The 18,349-nt window shown below is 56.5% G+C and carries 12 protein-coding genes; 8 read left to right on the forward strand and 4 right to left on the reverse strand.

The window, feature by feature from the left end; genetic code table 11:
* Window positions 1-323 precede the first annotated feature (323 nt).
* Window positions 324-1,079, forward strand: coding sequence for a hypothetical protein (locus EK373_RS32255; protein ID WP_129649488.1), 756 nt, complete (start codon window positions 324-326; stop codon window positions 1,077-1,079).
* Window positions 1,080-1,158: 79 nt separating this feature from the next.
* Here the strand turns inward: EK373_RS32255 and EK373_RS32260 are convergent, their stop codons facing one another.
* Window positions 1,159-2,067, reverse strand: a complete 909-nt coding sequence (locus EK373_RS32260) for an NmrA family NAD(P)-binding protein (RefSeq protein ID WP_129649489.1) — start codon at window positions 2,065-2,067, stop codon at window positions 1,159-1,161.
* An 89-nt stretch (window positions 2,068-2,156) separates the two neighbouring features.
* Here EK373_RS32260 and EK373_RS32265 point away from each other — a divergent pair, with 89 nt between their 5' ends.
* Entirely contained in the window at window positions 2,157-2,540 is a 384-nt protein-coding gene (locus EK373_RS32265; RefSeq protein WP_129649490.1) for a winged helix-turn-helix transcriptional regulator, read from the forward strand.
* On the opposite strand, the gene EK373_RS32270 is transcribed toward EK373_RS32265, so the two are convergent.
* The gene (locus EK373_RS32270; protein ID WP_129649491.1) at window positions 2,541-3,056 is read right to left on the reverse strand and encodes a helix-turn-helix domain-containing protein; all 516 of its coding nucleotides are present in this window, start codon (window positions 3,054-3,056) and stop codon (window positions 2,541-2,543) included.
* Window positions 3,057-3,208: 152 nt separating this feature from the next.
* Between EK373_RS32270 and EK373_RS32275 the strand changes: the two genes are divergently transcribed.
* On the forward strand, window positions 3,209-4,252 hold the full coding sequence (locus EK373_RS32275) for an alpha/beta fold hydrolase (RefSeq protein WP_198683825.1): 1,044 nt from the start codon (window positions 3,209-3,211) through the stop codon (window positions 4,250-4,252).
* A gap of 440 nt (window positions 4,253-4,692) precedes the next feature.
* Window positions 4,693-5,802 carry a glycosyltransferase family 2 protein gene (locus EK373_RS32280; RefSeq protein WP_129649492.1) on the forward strand — a complete coding sequence of 370 codons (1,110 nt, stop codon included), beginning with the start codon at window positions 4,693-4,695 and terminating at the stop codon, window positions 5,800-5,802.
* A 195-nt stretch (window positions 5,803-5,997) separates the two neighbouring features.
* On the opposite strand, the gene EK373_RS32285 is transcribed toward EK373_RS32280, so the two are convergent.
* Complete coding sequence (locus tag EK373_RS32285; RefSeq protein ID WP_407676236.1) at window positions 5,998-8,124, reverse strand: outer membrane protein assembly factor BamB family protein; 2,127 nt, start codon at window positions 8,122-8,124, stop codon at window positions 5,998-6,000.
* A 1,289-nt stretch (window positions 8,125-9,413) separates the two neighbouring features.
* On the opposite strand from EK373_RS32285, the gene EK373_RS32290 reads away from it, so the two are divergent.
* From EK373_RS32290 to EK373_RS32300, 3 genes are all read left to right on the forward strand, one after another.
* Window positions 9,414-10,793, forward strand: a complete 1,380-nt coding sequence (locus EK373_RS32290; RefSeq protein WP_198683827.1) for a twin-arginine translocation signal domain-containing protein — start codon at window positions 9,414-9,416, stop codon at window positions 10,791-10,793.
* A gap of 472 nt (window positions 10,794-11,265) precedes the next feature.
* Window positions 11,266-11,865, forward strand: a complete 600-nt coding sequence (locus EK373_RS32295) for a FadR/GntR family transcriptional regulator (protein WP_198683828.1) — start codon at window positions 11,266-11,268, stop codon at window positions 11,863-11,865.
* A 1,737-nt stretch (window positions 11,866-13,602) separates the two neighbouring features.
* A complete protein-coding gene (locus EK373_RS32300) occupies window positions 13,603-14,808 on the forward strand; it encodes a glycosyltransferase (RefSeq protein WP_129649496.1) in 1,206 nt (401 codons plus the stop codon).
* 190 nt (window positions 14,809-14,998) lie between these two features.
* On the opposite strand, the gene EK373_RS32305 is transcribed toward EK373_RS32300, so the two are convergent.
* Window positions 14,999-16,615, reverse strand: a complete 1,617-nt coding sequence (locus EK373_RS32305; protein WP_129649497.1) for a sulfatase family protein — start codon at window positions 16,613-16,615, stop codon at window positions 14,999-15,001.
* Window positions 16,616-17,571: 956 nt separating this feature from the next.
* Between EK373_RS32305 and EK373_RS32310 the strand changes: the two genes are divergently transcribed.
* Window positions 17,572-18,300, forward strand: coding sequence for an aryl-sulfate sulfotransferase (locus tag EK373_RS32310; RefSeq protein WP_129649498.1), 729 nt, complete (start codon window positions 17,572-17,574; stop codon window positions 18,298-18,300).
* The last annotated feature ends 49 nt before the right edge of the window (window positions 18,301-18,349 follow it).

Below are 18,349 nucleotides of genomic sequence, written 5' to 3' on the forward strand. Positions count from 1 at the left end.
TAACCAACGAACAGAGCTCTCAGCGAAGTTAACGCCGCCGCGAATCCGGCGATACGTGGCCCAATTGCTTGCAGGCAATCAACAAGAGCGCCGAAAAAATACTCTATAGAACTGAACCTGGAATCGGCTCCGTTCTCAGCCTTCCCTCCTCTCTATAAAATTCCTCGCGCCAACCTCGCGATTTCCCCTGATTGTTTACCCTGTTTCTTATTAGTGCGTGCCGGTCGTACCCCATCCGAATCCCGCCACATTTGTCACTCCCATCATCTCGCGCACGGCATATAGGCTGCCCACTCCCAAATGCACACGATGGAGATGGAGCAATGAAGATCACGTGGGCCCCGGCACTGCTTGCTGCCGCTCTTGCGAGCGTGGCTGTCACATCGAGCAGCCAGGCTGACGAGACGACTCTCGAGCGGATGCCGGCCGAGCTGGAAACTCAGTTCGCGTTGAGTGCCGTGCCGCCCGAGCTACGCGAGCAAGCAACGGTTCATCTGCTCAATCCAGCGAAGGGTTACTACATCTCCAAGCTTGGGACCAGCAGTTTGAATTGTGTCGTTCAGCGTACGGCATGGGAGTACGGCGACTTTCGCAACGACATCTACTGGCCCGTGTGTTACGACGCCGCGGGCACCAAAACGCACTTGAAAGTCATCATGGACGCGGCTGCGCTGCGCGCCCGCGGCATGGGTGCTGAAGCACTGAAGGCTGAAATCGCCAAGCGGTACCGCGAACGCACCTATAAGGCGCCAGAGAAAGCCGGCTTGGCTTATATGGTTGGCCCGGTTATGCGCGCCGTCGCGCCTCCAGACCTGAAAGTGCACACCATGGCCATGCCGCATCTGATGTTCTATGCACCTTTCGTCAGCAACGAGGAACTCGGGGCCAAGCCGGATTTCAGCGATTTCGCGAGTCTGCAGAACCCATTCATTGATCAGCACGGCATACCCGAGCAGAGCTACGTGATCCAACTCATCGGCCAGGCGGAAAAGAGCAAGATCCTGATGGCCGAGAAACCGCTGATAGACGCGTTGTGCGCATATCGGGACGTCCTGTGTCTCACGCACGAGAAGCATTGAGCGGCAACGCGCCGGCGGCGGACATCATGCTATTTGTTGCGCATGATGGAAGAAGCCGGCGACCTAGCTCGATAGGCACCTAAGCCGCGAACGCGTCGATTTCTCGTCGGACAAACTCTCTGAATGAAGTCGGAGCATGACCACTAGCAAGTTCGAAGTCGGTGGTTGTCTGGGAAAAATCCGGCAGCTCCGCGCGTTGCATCTTTTCCGCGATGTCCACGATGCATTCAAAGTACGATCGCTCGATCAGGCCGGCCAGCGGAAGGCTTCTCACTTCCGCAGGCGACAGTGGCTGGTACTTGATCGCGCGTCCGAGCTCCTGAGAGAGAACTGCGGCTGCTTCCTCCATCGTGAGCGCCTCAGTGGATAGAAAGTACCGCTTGCCCGCGTGACGATCCGGTTCGAGCAGCGACAGTGCACCGATTTCAGCTACGTCCTTGCAGTCGACCAGTCCGATGCGCTGATCTGCGAAGAACATGCGCAGTGAATGCTGGTCGACCGCACCGATGCAGTTTTGCATGAACGTGTTCGGGTTCAGATGGGTGAAGCTCAGGCCAGAGTGCTCGATGTACGACTCCACCAGCTGATGCCAGACGAAATGGCGCACACCGCGGCTCGCCGGTCCGCCGGGCGGATGGAACGTGCCCAGGTGCACTATATGTGACACGCCGGCCACCTGAGCCATGTCGATGAGATTCTTGCTGTGTTCGAGCATCGCCACCGTGTATCCCGTAAGCAGGAACAATCGGTCGATGCCCGCGAGCGCCGATGCATACGTATCGAGCCGATCGAAATCGAAATGTCGGAACCTCACCTGCCTGCCAAAAGCCGAATCGCCTCCACGGCTGCTACCGTCCGGGATGCGACGGCACGCCGCGAATACATTCACCTTGCCCTGCGCCGCGCGACTCTCCAAATGCCTGAGCAGGTGCGATCCGACGCGGCCGGTCCCGCCCAGCACCAGAATGTTTGGTATGGCTGTGTTCATGAATTAACATTATCCGCACCGCAGCTGCTTGGTAAGAGATGACGGCGCGGTCACTCGGTTACACCGGTGTTACCGGCAGGAGGATGATGATGAGAGCGCGTCAGCAAGATGCAGGAGAAATCGAACGCTGTGTGGTCCGAAACGTGCTGGATCGATTCAGCGATCGCTGGAGCGTTCTGGTGCTGTGTCAGCTGGAAGAAGGGACGCTGCGCTTTTCCCTTATCAGAGCTCGCATCGGCGATATCTCTCAACGCATGCTCGCGAGAACCTTGCAGCGACTCGCGCAAGATGGCCTGATCGCTCGCCACATGCACGCGACCGTTCCGCCCGCGGTTGAATATTCGCTCACCGCGCTTGGCCGTTCACTGCTCGGCCCACTCCATTCGATGATTCAATGGGCGGAGGCGAACGAAGCGAAAGTCCACGCGGCTCGCGCCGTGTACGTGGCCCCGCCTCGCGCGGCGGCTCGTTAGTTATCCTGTTCGTCGCGAGAGCGATCCTTTCTCGGCCTCGCGACGCCATGCACGCGGACTCATGCCGAAAGCTCTGCGGAAGGTCGCGTAGAAGTGCGAGATGTCGTTGAAGCCGACTTCCAACGCGAGCTTGGTGATCGGCTGGCGAGTCGCGATCAGCCGATCCGCAGCCGCGCGCAATCGTATGCCGATGAGTCGTTGTCGCGGCGTCTCACCGGTGAGAGCGTGAAACACTCGAATGAAATGGTAGCGGCTGAGATTGGCGGCCTGCGCCATCAGATCCACCGAGATCGCCTCGGCGTAGCGATGTTCGAGCTCCTGCGCGACTTGAAGCACGCGGCGGCGTTGGGACCGGCTGCCTGGAGGCGGCCGCTCCAGGTCAGCTGCGGAGAACTCTATGCCCGTGACTCGCAGGCGCTCAGCCAACACGATCAGCACGGCTGGTTCGAATAACTCGTCCTGGCGGCGGCACGAGGCGCAGCACGCTTCCCGCGTCCCGCTGATCTGCGTCGTCATCCCTCTTCACCAATCGTCGGTGGGTCATGAGAAAGGATAGTGACAAAGCATCGAACAGTGGGAGTAACAAACGTGGCGGAATTGCCATGAGCGCGATTGATGAGCGCCAGGCACATCTGCTGTGCCACGCTCTCAAGTTCGATTGAGTAAGAATGCAGACCTGTTCCAGCTCACCACCGTCGGCATTCATGACTATCGACTACGACGTGCAGGTCTTTCCGCGAGTCTCTCTTCAATGCGGCCGGGAGCTGCACGATTGCACGCTCGCCTTCAAAACTTACGGCGAACTCAACGCGCGCAGGGATAACGCTATTCTGTTTCCGACCTGGTTTGCGGGCAATCACACTCATAACGAGTGGCTGATCGGCCCGGACAAGGCGCTCAATCCATCACGATACTTCATCGTCTGCCCCAACCTGCTCGGCAACGGTCTGTCAGCTTCGCCCAGCAATACCACCGGGAGATTTCCCCCGGTTACGATTTGCGACAACGTTCGCCTGCAGCACCAGCTGTTGACGCAGAGGCTGGGCATTGAACGATTGCAGCTGGCCGTGGGCACGTCGATGGGCGCGATTCAGACGTTCCATTGGGGCGCGCTATATCCCGAGATGGTCGCGAGAATCGCGCCCATCTGCGGAGCTGCACGCTGCGCCCGTCACACCTCGGTATTCATCGAGGGTGTGCGCGCGGCACTGACCGCCGACGCGGGGTTCGAGGACGGTTGGTTCCACGCCCACCCAGAGCGCGGCCTGCGCGCGATGGCTCGCGTCTACGCAGGCTGGGGTTTTTCGCAGGCTTTCTTCCGGGCGGAACTCGATCGTACGGCGCTCGGTTTCAGCTCGTTAGAAGAGCATATCGTGCGCTTCTGGGAAGAAGCATTCCGCTCGCAAGACGCAAACAACCTGCTCACCATGCTTTGGACGTGGCAGAACGCGGACATCAGTGCCAATGATGTTTTCAATGGGGACTACGCAGCGGCGCTGGCAACCATCTCGGCGAAAGCCGTCGTCATGCCGAGCCAGACCGATTTGTACTTCCCGCCGGAGGACAGCGCCTTGGAAGTTCAACACATGCCGAACGCCACGCTCCAGGTCATCCCTTCCGTTTGGGGCCACTTCGCCGGCGGCCTCGGCGTGAATCCGGCGGACGTGACCTTCATCGATGCAAGGCTGCGCGAATTGCTCAGCCTCGACTAGGAATTCATTGCGCCGCCGACACGCTCACAAACGCGGCACCGCCTTCTTCGCAAGCTCCAACGCCTGCTCCGGGAACCAGGCGCCTGCATCCGGATCTTTGCGCCCCCACAATGGATCGAATGTTTGCTGCTCGAGAAATATCGTCGGCCCGGCTCGCTGTATGAGCTGTAATCCCAGGCGCGATGAAGTGCGTCGGATTCCGCGGCGGCCCCATAGATTGTTCGCATCACCAGCTTTCAGTTTGGATGAGCCACCAGCAGCTAACACGCTAGGTGAATAGTCCAACATTGACACGCCCCCCCTCTTGGGACCGTGATACTGCCACGCGCCAATAGATCAATAGCCTGCGCGCTCCCAAGTCGGTCGGACCATACGGCCCGGAAATACAGCCGTTCCCGGTGTACGAAGTGGGAACGGCCACAAGCAAAAGGGTGCGGCGAATGTCAGACACTATTGCCATAAGCAACCGCAAGGGCCATATCGGCTCCCATCCCGTGGCTCAGCTGCTCAGCACTGGAGTCCACCTTCGAGATCTGCATACAACTGTCGACAGCTCGGCGGAGCCGGGCAGTCGTCAACTGCTCTCGATAGTCGTTCCTTGTTACAACGAGGAGGAGGTAATCGCCGAAACGATGAAGCGGCTCAGCGCCTTCTGCGCCGAGGTGAATGATCTCGATGTGGAGTTGATCTTTGTCGACGACGGCAGTTGCGACAGCACTCTCAAACTGCTGAAGGAATTCATGACCGAGGATTCAAAGATCAAAGTGATTGCCCTATCCCGCAATTTCGGTCACCAGATCGCGGTGACCGCGGGAGTCGATGCAGCGAGCGGCGATGCGGTCGTTATCATCGATGCAGATCTCCAGGATCCGCCCGAAGTTGTTCATCAGATGATCGCCAAGTGGCGTGAGGGCTACGACGTGGTCTATGGCACGCGGACCGAACGGTTAGGCGAGTCCGCCTTCAAACGCGCCACCGCGCGCGGCTTCTATCGGCTACTGAACAAGCTATCAGATGTTCCGATTCCGCTCGATACCGGCGACTTCCGCCTGATCAGCCGTAACGTGGTGGATGCGCTGCGTGCGATGCCGGAACGCGATCGATTCGTACGCGGCATGGTGAGCTGGGTCGGATTCCATCAGATCGCTCTACCATATTCCCGTGCGGAGCGCGTGGCCGGTGAAAGCAAATATCCTTTGCGAAAGATGCTCCGCTTTGCGACAGACGGCATCCTGTCGTTCTCCAGAAAGCCTCTGCAGATGTCAGCAGCAATGGGAATCGCCTGCGCCTTTCTGGCACTGCTTGGTATCTGCTACGCCGTATTCTTTCGCCTGTTCACCAATTCGTGGGTTGAAGGCTGGACGGCGCTGATGATTGCGATCCTCTTCATCGGAGGCATCCAGCTCATTAGCGTCGGTATCCTTGGGGGATACATCGGACGCATCTACCATGAGATCAAGAATCGCCCTCTATATATCGTACAGGAGTATCTCGGGTTCACTCACAACGGGCCGGCGATGTCGCGCAGCCCCGTCGGGCACGATAAATGAGGGCGCCGGCGTTCTATGTTCCTGCGCGACAGTTCATACATGAGATACCTGAAGTTGGCGCACCTTTCTTGTCCAGCTCCGCGGCAACAATTGTGTTGCGTGCATGCCGCGCATAACAGCCCGGGCATGGTCCGCGCTTCTCCCCGCTTGGACGGAGTCACGCAGAGGTAATCGGATCCAGCACCACTCTGCCTCTCAAGGCAACGCGAAGGCGATGTATGCACTTCCCTGTTTCGCCCGACGATTCTTATCGTTACTGGTGGCAATGACCACATACTGCTTTCCGCCGATCATGTACGTTGCTGGGGTCGCCGTGCCGGCGAAAGGCAACTCCGCCTCCCAAAGCAGACCGCCGGTCCTACTGTCGAAAGCACGAAACTTGCGATCGTAGATGGTTGCTCCGATGAACACTAACCCACCCGCCGTCACAATCGGTCCCCCATAGTTCTCCGACCCTGTATTCTTGATGCCTTGCTTCGCAAGTTCCGGATACTCCCCTAGTGGAACGCGCCAGCGATATTTTCCTGTGTTGAGATCTATCGCGCTAAGTGTCCCCCAGGGCGGCTCCACGGCAGGGTAACCGTCGGGGTCCAGAAACTTGTTGTACCCTGTGAACGTGTACTTCTGCTGCTCGACACGCTCGGGTGGTGAGAGTTCTCGTACATCTGCTACTGATAAGAACTTGGGCGTGGGCTCATCACGCAAATAAGCGACGAGGGCCTTGATTACCGGCGTGGGAAGATGAGCAAATGATGGCATCCGGTTCCTGCCCCGACGAATGATCTCCTCTGTATTCTCCTCGTTCAGGCGCTCTGAAATGTCTATAAGTGAAGGGAATGCCGGCGGCGAACCGCGCCGATCGACCCCATGACAAACGGCACACTGTTCCTGATATATCGCGGACTCAATGGCGCCGTCGGGATTGGCCTTGATAAGTCCGCCGGTCCATGGAATATCATTCGAGTTGATGTATAACACGCTCGTTCTTGGGTCGGCCGCTGCCCCACCCCACTCAGCGCCTCCATCAAAACCTGGAAAAACGACAGTCTGTTCCCCGAGCCCCAGCGGAGCGAAGGGTCCTTCGCTGCGAAATTTTCGCAACTGCGTTAGAGCCCAAATACGCGCGGCCGGCGTTCGCTTGGTTAGCATCGCTTCCGTCAGCCGTTGGCGTGCGAACGGCTCCGGCGCCAGTGGAAAAGGCTGAGTTCTGGCGGTCACCTCACCAGGCAACTTCGAGTCCATCACTTCGCGCTCCGCGATCGGAAACAGAGGCTCTCCGGTCACTCGGTCGAAAACAAAGACAAAGCCATGTTTCGTCGGCTGCGCCACGGCATCAACACGTTTGCCATTGCGGATTACCGTCAGCAATGTGGGTGCAGAGGCCAAATCTCGATCCCAAACGTCGTGATGTACCAGCTGAAAGTGCCACAGGCGCTTGCCAGTGGCTGCATCGAGGGCCACGAGCGAATTGGCAAACAGGTTATCGCCCTTGCGATCCCCCCCATAGAAGTCTGGGGCGGGCGATCCGGTGGGTACATAGACGATTCCACGATCATCATCCAGCGCGAAGCCCGCCCAACTGTTCGCGGCGCCGCTTCTCACTCTTGCGTCCGCCGGCCAAGTGTCTGCGCCAAACTCCCCGGGCTGAGGAATCGTACGAAATACCCAGCGCAAAGCCCCAGTCTGAACATCATAAGCGCGGATGTCACCGGGCGGCGCCGGCATGGTCTCCGAAGTTCGGAAGCCTATAACAATGAGATCTTTGTAGATCACCCCCGGTGACGTCATGGCGACATAGTGATCCTCAATTTTTCCACCCAATCCCCTGCGAAGGTCGATCGCGCCATTCTCACCAAACGACGTTATTCGCTCGCCGGTGTTGGGGTCTAGTGCATAGAGGAGATTCATAACCCCCGCAAGGATCCGACAACGGCCTCCGTTCTCATAGAAAGCAACGCCACGTGACGGCCCGGATGCGCGCACACCCGCGTCGAATTGCCAACGCAATTTCCCGGACGCTGCATCCAATGCGATCACTTTCAACTGGGGGGTGTATGTATAGAGCGTGGAGCCGATCATGATCGGGCTTGACTGTGACCCTCCCAGTTCTTCAGAGTCGTGACGCCAGACTACTTTGAGATTGCGAACATTCGCTCGATTAATCTGCGTTAGTTCTGAATACTTCGTGTTACCACTGCTTCCACCGTAGACGCGCCACTCTCCCACCCGTCGCGTCTTCTCAACGCCCCGTAGCTGGTTTGTGGCGTGGCTTCTCGCGCTCGAGTAGCGAACGTCCTTGTTCAATGCCCTTTCGTTCGCCACCTTCCCGAGGCTGCATGCGACTTCGACTCCCGTCATGTCGAACGTTTCGTGCGAAGTTTCGGCGTTCACCGCACCTGAAAGGCCGCCCAAGAGAATACACGCCCAACAAATTGGTACAAAGCTATTCACGCTCCGGCGATTGCCGCTGACCGGCGCGATCTTCGGACGATGAGAGGACGAGCAGACGTTGGGCGCGCACGCCACGCGTGCGAGAGCTGATAGCGCAATCACCGCTGATCCGTGGTTGCTTTTTATACGGCATATGACCGGCTGACAGTGCATGCGGCCCCCTGCATCTATTGACAGGCCGCATACCTTGCAGCGCGATAAAGAGCCGCTGTTGTTGCAATCGGCCGTGACTTAGATCCCGGGATGAAGCTCAGATAAAACTTCGCCCCGCCTGAGCCCACGCGGCACCACGATCCTCTCTCTCAGGTCCATTTTGCTCACTCAAATTCCCAAACGCGGCGCACGATCTAACGAACGCCTCTCCATATCTCAGTCTAAGATGTCGCAGCTTCCAACCAATGCTGACCTATCCGCTAATGCTCCTGCATCCGTACTTTGCGGAGCCGATTCGACTCACGTACTTAAGAAAAATTGCGTTCCCAAGACAGATTTTGTCACCTGCGCGACTAACTTCCACGAACAACTGTTGATAACTCCATGCCCCGCTCACCTGGCATGATGATCCCTTCGGCGAAACACCCAGGCTTTGAACGCTGACGAACAAAGCATGCACCTACGGGAGCGTTGAGACTCGGTCGAATAGTCACGGAATTTGCTCGCCGCGTGATGCGCAGCAACGTGTCAGTTTGCTGGACAATGACGTGATCCCAACGCATCCGTCACGTCACATCGGCACAGGGGACTTATTAATTTAACCGCTCCTGCGGATCCAAGAATCCATTGTGTTGAAAACAAGAGCACGCTTGGTGGCGACAAACATCGCCCTTGCCTGCGACCGCTCCGAAATGCAGCTAGGGCTTCGATGCGCGCCGGAATGCCTGCAGCCCTTGTTTAGCGGATTGGTGAACTGCTGGCGCAGCTTCGCGGGGGTCTCAGGCTTCCCCAACCGGTCCATCGGTTGCCGCTTGCAAATATCGGTTGAGCCTGAGGAGCCGGGTTCCACCACGATAGTGGCGGATTATGGCTAAAAACAAGTACTTGTGCTGCGGCAGGATGCAGAGCAAGCCGTCCGGCGTGCCGGGCTGGATACGTGATAGCCATTACGAAGCCGCTTGGGCAAGAACTCCTAGGTGCAGCGCCAGATGCTTTGGAGAGATTTAATGTCCACACGTCGAGATTTTTTAAAACAGACAGCGGCAAGCGGCGTCGTTGCGGCGGCATCAATGCAGGTCGCTCGGGCGGTTGAAGATGCGGGCAGCGGAGGAATGGAGCAGCCGAACGTCGACAAAACGAATCTCAGTTGGCGCTCGCGCATCAAGTCAGTGATTCGCCGCGACGAAACCGTGCTGCGTTATGGAGTGCATGGCGACAACTGGCATATGAGCTGGGCCTCTGATGATCGACAGTATGTGAGCGCGTGCGACGGCGTGTGGTTCACGGATCATTCGATTGAAGACTATAACAGCCGCATTTTTGCCATAAACGGCGGTCCGCGCGATGCCAAGTTTCACGACATTCCAGGCTATCCGATCTTGGGATCCCGCACACAGAAGCCGGGCGACACGCGCTATTACAATTTCGGCACGTTGGCACTCGACCGGCAGATCTACCAGTTCATGAGCACCTATAATCGCTCGCGCGGGGCCGATGACCAGCAGAACTCCGATGTCAACAACTTGCGCTTCAACGGCGCTAAACTCATCTACTCGCCGGACAATGGCCGCACCTGGCACAACCAGGACGGCTCCACGCCAGTGACGTGGGAGCCCTGGGGCATGCGCTCGCGCAATACCATGGTGTTCTTCGAGGAGGATCAGGAAGCTTTCTCGCTGCTAACCGTGCTACAGATGGGCAAGAACTACGAGCACAACCGTGATGGCTACATCTATGTCTATGCCCCGAATGGGAATACCGAAGGAACGATGAACGAACTCGTGATGTTCCGAGTGCCGAAAGGCAAGCTTCTCGACCGGGAGCATTATGAGTATTTCGCAGGCTGGAGCGCGGATCGCCGCCCCCGATGGAGCCGGGACATCAAGGCGCGCGCTGTGGTTCATACCTTCCCGCGTGGCTGGGTGAACTCTCTAATACATCCCTTCGCCTGGCAACCCAGCGTGGTCTACAACGCGCCGCTTGGGCTGTACATGATGGCCAACTGGGGTATGGGAACTGCCCCTGATGGCCTCTGGTTTGGCAAACCAAGCTATCTGGGGTTCTGGATCTCGCACAATCCCTGGGGGCCGTGGACGCAGATCCACGAGGAAACGGCGTGGCTCCCGGCAGGCGACGAGCGCGCGCGCGCGTACCAACCGCAAATTGCACCTAAGTGGATCGCCGCCGACGGCAAGTCCTTCTGGCTCGTATGGACCGATTACCAGGAGAAGGACAAAGGGGCGCTCGAGCGATTCAACGAGCGGATGCAAGAGAAGCTTCAGCAGAATAATCCGGATAACGATTTGGCAAAACTCTCTGTGATCTTGCGGGAGTACCAACCCTTTTACGCCTTCAACGTTCAGAGATACGATCTCGTTGTCGCGTGAACGCGCGCCGCTTTCCGGCCTCTTACTTCCTACCACCTGTCGGAAAAGCATGAGATCCGAGCGCATTGACCTGCAAGCGTCCTGCCGCAGTGTTCACCATCGACTGAATTTGCAGCATCGCACGATGGCAGTTATCGCGTGGCCCGCCGCAAACCCAATCGCGGAATCGATCAGGCCTCACGCGACGCCGCCCGAATGTCTGCTCCAAGCCAACCGCGTGATGCATTCAGCAAAGCTCGGTGCATGAGGCCGCACTCGATCGTTGCGGGGTGATAGCGTCGTTAGGCCCGGTCTATAAAAACAGGTATCGGCTGGAGTCGGCTCAATACCTGTAGCAAGGCTCGTTGCTATATGACCGGCAGGCGTAGCCATGAGATCGCTCATAGAATTGCCACAGATGCATCACTCTACGCGCCGGCACCGCGGTCATACGCTTACGCGGCATATGCGAGATGCGCTTGGGCGCGCGATCGTGATCGGTACCTACGATCATATTCAGTTTCCAACAGAGACTGAACTGTCCAGTCAGTTTGGCGTTAGCCGCTCTGTGACGCGCGAGGCGGTGAAGATGCTCACTGCGAAAGGGCTCCTGACTTCCCGCCCGCGGCAAGGAACAGCAGTTTCTGACAGGCTATCCTGGCACCTTCTCGATGTCGATGTATTGCATTGGTTGATGGACGGCAGGTTCTCCGCAGGCTTGTTCAAGCATATGAACGAGGTCTGCATCGGTGTGGAACCAGAAGCCGCAGCACTGGCCGCGCAACATGCTGCGCTCCATGAGCGAGATGTCATAGAGAAGAAACTGGAGGATCTCCGAGCAGCACCGTGCGCCACGAACGATTGGCTTGAAGCTGAAATTGCCGTCCGCCTTGAAATACTCCGCGCAAGCAACAACCCCTTCTTTATGCAATTCGGGCATCTGATCTCTTGGGTATTGCGCCATTCGGACCGAATCGCGAGGGAAGTGGGCGGAAGGGCCGCAAAGCTTGGCGAATACGTTGCCGTAGTGAATGGCATCAAACGAGGAGACTCGGCAGCGGCACGTGCAGCGATGCGCCATGTAGTGGGTTGACTAGTTACGCAGGCGCTATGAATCGAAGCATCGTCTGCATCGATTCGCCAGACACTGCGATCGTCAATGAATCGAGGCGTTCTAGCCAGAAGCAATCCATCTATCGCTTAGATGGCACAAAGACGCTCCCTGTCGGGAGATCATCGGAGGTCGGCGTCTAGGATCCCCGAGCACAATCGCTGATTCGGCGACGCCCTCCGCCGCATCAAACCTGATGACGTCATCGGAGATCGCCCTTCGAAACGCAAACTGCATCACCGAACTTCCGCCGGATAGAATCGTGCGCGGCATCGCACGCGCTCAAAACTTCCCGAATTCCAAATACGCACTCTTACCCACTCTATTCGTGAGCGCCATACATCGAACTCCAGTGCAAGATAGCGACCTCCGTGACGAGAAATCTCTGAGGAACATCAGCTGCATGCCAAATACTGGTGTCATAACTGCCGAGAACGGGCCGCTCAGAGATGCGAATGCAAGAAACATGGACTCGAGAGATGTAGCCTTCTTCTTCGATGGAATGCATATATACAATGCGACCGCGATTCCAAGAAAAACTTTTGAGTGGTTCCGGTTGAAACAGGGGACCCCGTTACTTGGTTGTAGAGCAATCGCGATGGCAAGGCACGCAACCAGGAACCTGTTGATCTTGGCTAGATCCCGTCGATCGTGAGCAGATACACGATCGATGAGAAAGCGATGAGTCAGGGGAGCGGAAAATATAGGGCGTTGCCACCAGGGGCGCCTTGCTGGCTAGTAGAGCAACAATTCGATGATATAGAAGCTGCCGGCCCTCAAAAGGCATCCAAAGCGAACGAATCCCGAATTCATACGATTGATTTACAACACGAACCCGTCTTCGTACCACATGCTTTCTGGTATGTAGCCGCGGTCATCGATGCGCACGAAGAGCGCTACCTGTCAACGCCGGGTTAAAGCCTCACATTCTTGGCGGACGTAAATTGCATAGATGGTTTGCTCAACATGCGCTGGCAACAATGGACATAGTCAGGGGTATTCCTTGCGAGTTCTCTGCGGGGAAGCGCGCAAGATACTGTCCACCTGGCGCGCACGAAAGCCCAATTACTAATACGTTGCTCCCAATGGCCATAGAACTTGCTCGGTGGGTCTATAGGTAGAGCTGTTATGCCCGATCTCTGTCATTTGTGTCAGTTAATCGCGCCTTGCACGTGTACATGCCCGCAGGAGGCTTCCGCCATCGACAGCAGGCTCGGCGAATCGCATTTGCCGACGAGCGCTCAAGGCAATGCTCTTGCCTCGCGGGATCGCCTCTTCAACAAACCGGCGCTTCTCTTCCGCCGTGAATCGATGGCGTCGGTGCCACTCGCGCATTCGTCAAAGTGGGCGAGATGCGACACAGCGGTGCTTAGCCTGTGCGCCCCTGTACTTTAGCGGTGTCGTGACGGAAAAGCCTTTAGGCAGCCGAGCGTTTACATGCAGGCGTTACTGGTGCGCCTGGGGGAGTGAGCGCCAACGAGAACATATGTTGTTGACGAATACCGAATGAGATGCGAACTATGCGACTTGCATGTGTTGGCTGAGGAGCAACGCCGAGCTTGTATCAGTCACCTGCGGCGCGCGGCTGACTTCATATGCGTAGGTCTCCGGTGTCACCAAGGAAAGCTGAAGCGTTCGCTCAGATGCTCTCAGACAGCCGTGGCAAGTTCGCGAAGTACGTTGATGCTCAGTCCTTGACAGTGTGATTGGAGGTAGTCCATGGCGTCACCAACAGTTCTGTGCCCTACTCGCGAATCCGAGCCCCGCTCATCTTCCAACGCTCCACCAGTCAGTGATCACGCCAATCATTCTCTTCTTGGCGACAACGCATCGAACCCGGGCCCTGTGCTCTCGATTATCATTCCGACGTTCAACGAGCGTGACAACATCAACCTTGTAGTAGATGCATTATCAAACGCATTACACGATATCGACTGGGAGGCAATATTTGTAGATGACGATTCCCCCGACAACACTGCCAGCGTGGTTCGCCAAATTGGACTGAAGCATGCACGCGTACGATGCGTACATCGTATAGGGCGCCGCGGTCTTTCGGCAGCCTGCGTTGAAGGAATGCTCACATCGAGCGCTCCGTATCTTGCGCTGATGGATGGCGATCTACAACACGATCCTGCTGTCGTCCGGAGAATGGTTGAAATTCTGGACGCCGGTGAGGCCGAGCTCGTGGTCGGAAGCCGATATATTAATGGCGATGACTGTGACGGTTTATCCAAGACGAGGCATCAACTCAGCCGCTTCGCTGCGCGCCTGAGTCGCTTAGTACTGTCTGAAAGGCTGACGGATCCGATGAGCAACTTCTTCGCCTTGCGCCAGGAGCTGTTTCACGAGGTGGTTCGCGGCCTCTCAAAGCTAAGTTTCAAGATCCTGCTGGATATTCTATTGACGGCGCGCCGTCGCGTGCGCGTCAGAGAGATTCCATACGTGCTCGGTATCCGGAAGGCTGGTCAAAGTAAATTTGAGGCTCAAGTAGCGTGGGAGTACGTGATGCTTCTCATCGACAAAGTGGTCGGTCGATACATACCAGTGCGCTTCGTGGCGTTCTCAGCCATCGGCGCCACGGGCGCGGGCGTTCATCTGGCGACGTTGGCGGTAGCATACCGAGCCCTCGGCGTCGACTTTGTTACTTCAGCAGTCGTGGCAACTGCAGTTAGCATAGTTTTCAACTACACACTGAACAACGCTTTGACTTACCGAGATCGTCGTCGGCATGGGATGAAGTGGCTCACTGGTCTTTGCTCATTTGCTATCGTTTGCAGTATTGGTGCTGCGGCAAACGTTGGACTTGCGGCGTACCTGTTCAACCAGCGCGCCGACTGGCTCCTAGCGGCGGTCGCTGGGGTGCTGGTGGGGGCGGTCTGGAATTACTCAGCGACGAGTTTCTATACGTGGGGAAGAAGCAGTTGATTGGACTGTGGCATTGCTCGGCGGGAATGTTCACAGTCTAGGTCGTTGCCTCACCTGTAATGCTACTGGCGACGCAACTCGTTATCACGAGAAGTCCGCAATCCGCATTCTGAATTGCTCTCCTCTGGCGGACTGAACCCTGTCCCGGAGATCCAGACCGTCGGGGGAATAGCCCTCAGCGGAGCGATCTTTACTCGGATTTTTCGTCGCGAGGCTCCGACGATTCATCCAATTCGCTTTGACTGTACACTTCGCCCCGATCAGACGTTGATTGGTAGTTGATGTCAACCGGGACCTGATCGTGCGCGTCCTCGCGACGAAATTCGCCGTGAGCAGCGCGCAGTACAACGCGATTCCTCGTCCAGAGGTCTCGGTATGACGAGCAGGCCAGGAACTCATCGCCCAACTCCCTCATCCTGCCGTCTAGCCTGGTCCTCCATCTCAAGAGATCTTTCGAGTAATAGGCATCATCGGCCAAGTTGTTGGCTTGCTGCGGATCACTAAGATTATCGAAGAGCAACTCTCGTCCGTCGCTACGGTATCGAGCATAGGTATAGCGCTTATCGCGTAGCGCACGCCATTCAAACCCGTCCTTCCATAGAAAGGTGTGCCCCATGCCCTGCAAGAAAGCAAACTCCGGCTGCGGTCCCGCCTGCCCCAAAGCTAAATGCGATACGTCAGCACCCTCAACTTGATCGGGGATGCGTAGTTTGAGTAAACCTAGAATTGTCGGAAGTAGATCCGGAGTGGAGATCGTAGCGTCCGACACCAATCCCTTTGGAATCTTCCCCGGCCATCGAATCAACAGCGGCACACGAACCGACTCCTCATAGAACGTCATTTTGAATACCCTGCCATGCGCGCCGAACATCTCGCCGTGGTCCGACGTGAATACAACAACGGTATTGTCCGCCACAGCAGCCTCATCAAGCGCCTTCAACAAGGCTCCCAACTGTTCATCCACGCTCGAGACCATAGCGTAATACACACGCATGAACTCAATCAGATTCCTCTTCCAGAATTCATGCCAAGCTTTCGGGTCAGTATTACGGTCCATTCTCGGGTCCGGAGAATCTTGCCAGGTGCTCGGGAACTGAAAATTAACACCCTTGAATTTTCTATACAGATGCGCTGGGACATTCTGCTCTGTCCATGGATCGTGTGGCGGACTCAGAGCCAGCACAAGATTGAATGGCTGTCTGCGTCTTGCCTTCTCCCTTATGTATTGGGTGGCCAGCTCAGTGAATGCTTTCGGCCCATAGCCGGAAATCCGCTGTGGAACATCTGAGTTGGTAAAGTAAAATGCATTGTAGTTCAGATGCCAGAAGTTGAACCCAGCCCAGTAGTCTTCGAATCCCAGGCGGTATGGACCAGGCGGAACGAACTGATTGGCGATAGTCCCGTGATCCGAGTCGTTGGCCCATAGGTGCCATTTTCCGATCAGAGCATTCACATAGCCAGCGCGATTCAAGATGTGCGCCAGCGCGTCTTGATTAGGGTTCAGCCTGAGTTCGTTAACTACCATTCCCGTGCTGCTGGAATATTTTCCGGTCAGAAGTGACGCACGAAATGCTGAGCACACTGGAGTGCTGGCCACAAAATTCTTGAAATTCACCCCTTGCTTTGCCAAAAGATCGATATTCGGTGTGATTGCTCTGGGATCGCCTGCATATCCAAGAGACTGGTAACGCAACTGATCTGCAATCACCACAACCACATTTGGTCGCGGAGGAGCACCGAGCAGCACTCCTGACCAGGTCATGCACAGGGCCCCCAGTGCTCCAATGCGGAGCATGACCATCAGCATTTGGGTCCCTCCCCTTTAGCTCAAGCTCTGGATATTGCTGAAAAGACCCCTCGGAGACACATGTTCACCCCCAAGCCCCGCCGACGGCACGGAATCAGAAATTGTTGCTACTAGAGACTTCGATCCATTCGCTTCCTGAGTGCGCCGCGCCCCCACGCGTAACATGACACCGCGATAACGAGCGCCAAACCCAGCATTGGGGACGAAAGGCAGCGCCAGATCTCCGATCCAACTTCTGGATATTCAGCTACCACTACGACGCCAACACCCAGTACGAGACCGACAATCAATAGCAGCTTGAGGGTGAATCTTAACGTATGCGCAAGCAATCTTGCGGATTGGGTTGTCATCAAAGCTGGCTTGTGGTCATCATGCACGCTAGTCGACCGCATAATCTCAACTGACTCCTTCGATACAACAACGATTGACATCGCGTCATCACTCAGCCGCATTAGCCAGAACAATTCAAGAGCGACTATCGAACTCAACAGCAGTAGGCACGTTCCTATTAGCATTTCCGATACTCCATACTCTGTTCACAGACACACGGCGGATCATGGGGAAATCTGATGACACATCCGGCCATTGAGCCCGGCCGGTAACATTCCTATAACATCACGTGACCGCACATGAGAGAGTCTTTGTAACCAAAGAGTGTGCCGCTGTTCGCCGTGAACAAATCTATTCCAGTATGGACGCTCCTACTCTGCGTGCTACTCGGCGGAGTTCTTACCGTGTTCTTCGGCTGGTCAGTCCGAAATGCGATCGACGCGCCATCTCAATCTGCCCGAATAGGCAGAGCATCGGTCGCAATTGCCTCGTTCCCTGACCTCCTTCAGACGGTGTTCCTGGAGCTTACGACGCCACGAGAACGCATCTTCGAAGTACCCAGGCCCTCAATCGATACGACTGACCTCCACCCCGTTCACTCACGGTCGGGGATTCGAATCGATGGCTTGATTGCGAAGGTCAACGAAGAAGCTCTTCTTTACGCGCCAGGTTGGCGGCTTGTTATCGGAGGATTCCAGGTTGACGGAACGTTCGTACAATCCGCCCTACTTTTCTCGCCTGAGATGACACTGACGCGAGTAGTAAAGTTCAAGGATATGGAAATCGCTGGAAAGAAATCCAGGTCGACAGGCCGACTCTTTATCCATGGCTTTTCCATACTGAATGATGGCTCCATGATCGTCACCTTCGACGGTGGTGCCGCCATTCAGCGCTTTGACGCTTGCGGCAAGCGTATGTGGTCTACGGCTGGCGACTTCAGCCACGCAGTCACCCTTGAAGAGGATCAAGAGTACGTATGGACCATCAGGGACATGGACGGATTACCATTGAGCGCCGCAGTTCAACTGACTACCGCGACGGGTAAGATCGTTCGTCAAATCTCGATGCTGGATGTCATTCGCCGCAATCCTGATGTAGACATACTGTCTGTGAACCAGAGAGATAACAACCTGCCGGGAGACAATCCGAAGGCCGCGCCGCCGGAGTGGTATGGAGACCCATTCCACCTGAACGACGTCGATCCGTTACCGCACAGCATGGCGCCGGCGTTCCCTTCGTACACAGATAAGGACGTTCTCATTAGCGCTCGCGCATTGGGTAATCCCCCCGTTTATAGCTGCAGCCAGAAGTGGAAAGGAACTAAGCAGCCATCGCCAACTTCTGTATCGGCGTGAACCCACCTAGCGCCATGTTGGGACGCTCATTGTTGTACGTCCAGAGCCA

Source organism: Peristeroidobacter agariperforans (genome assembly GCF_004138335.1).
Taxonomy (GTDB): Bacteria; Pseudomonadota; Gammaproteobacteria; order Steroidobacterales; family Steroidobacteraceae; genus Steroidobacter; species Steroidobacter agariperforans.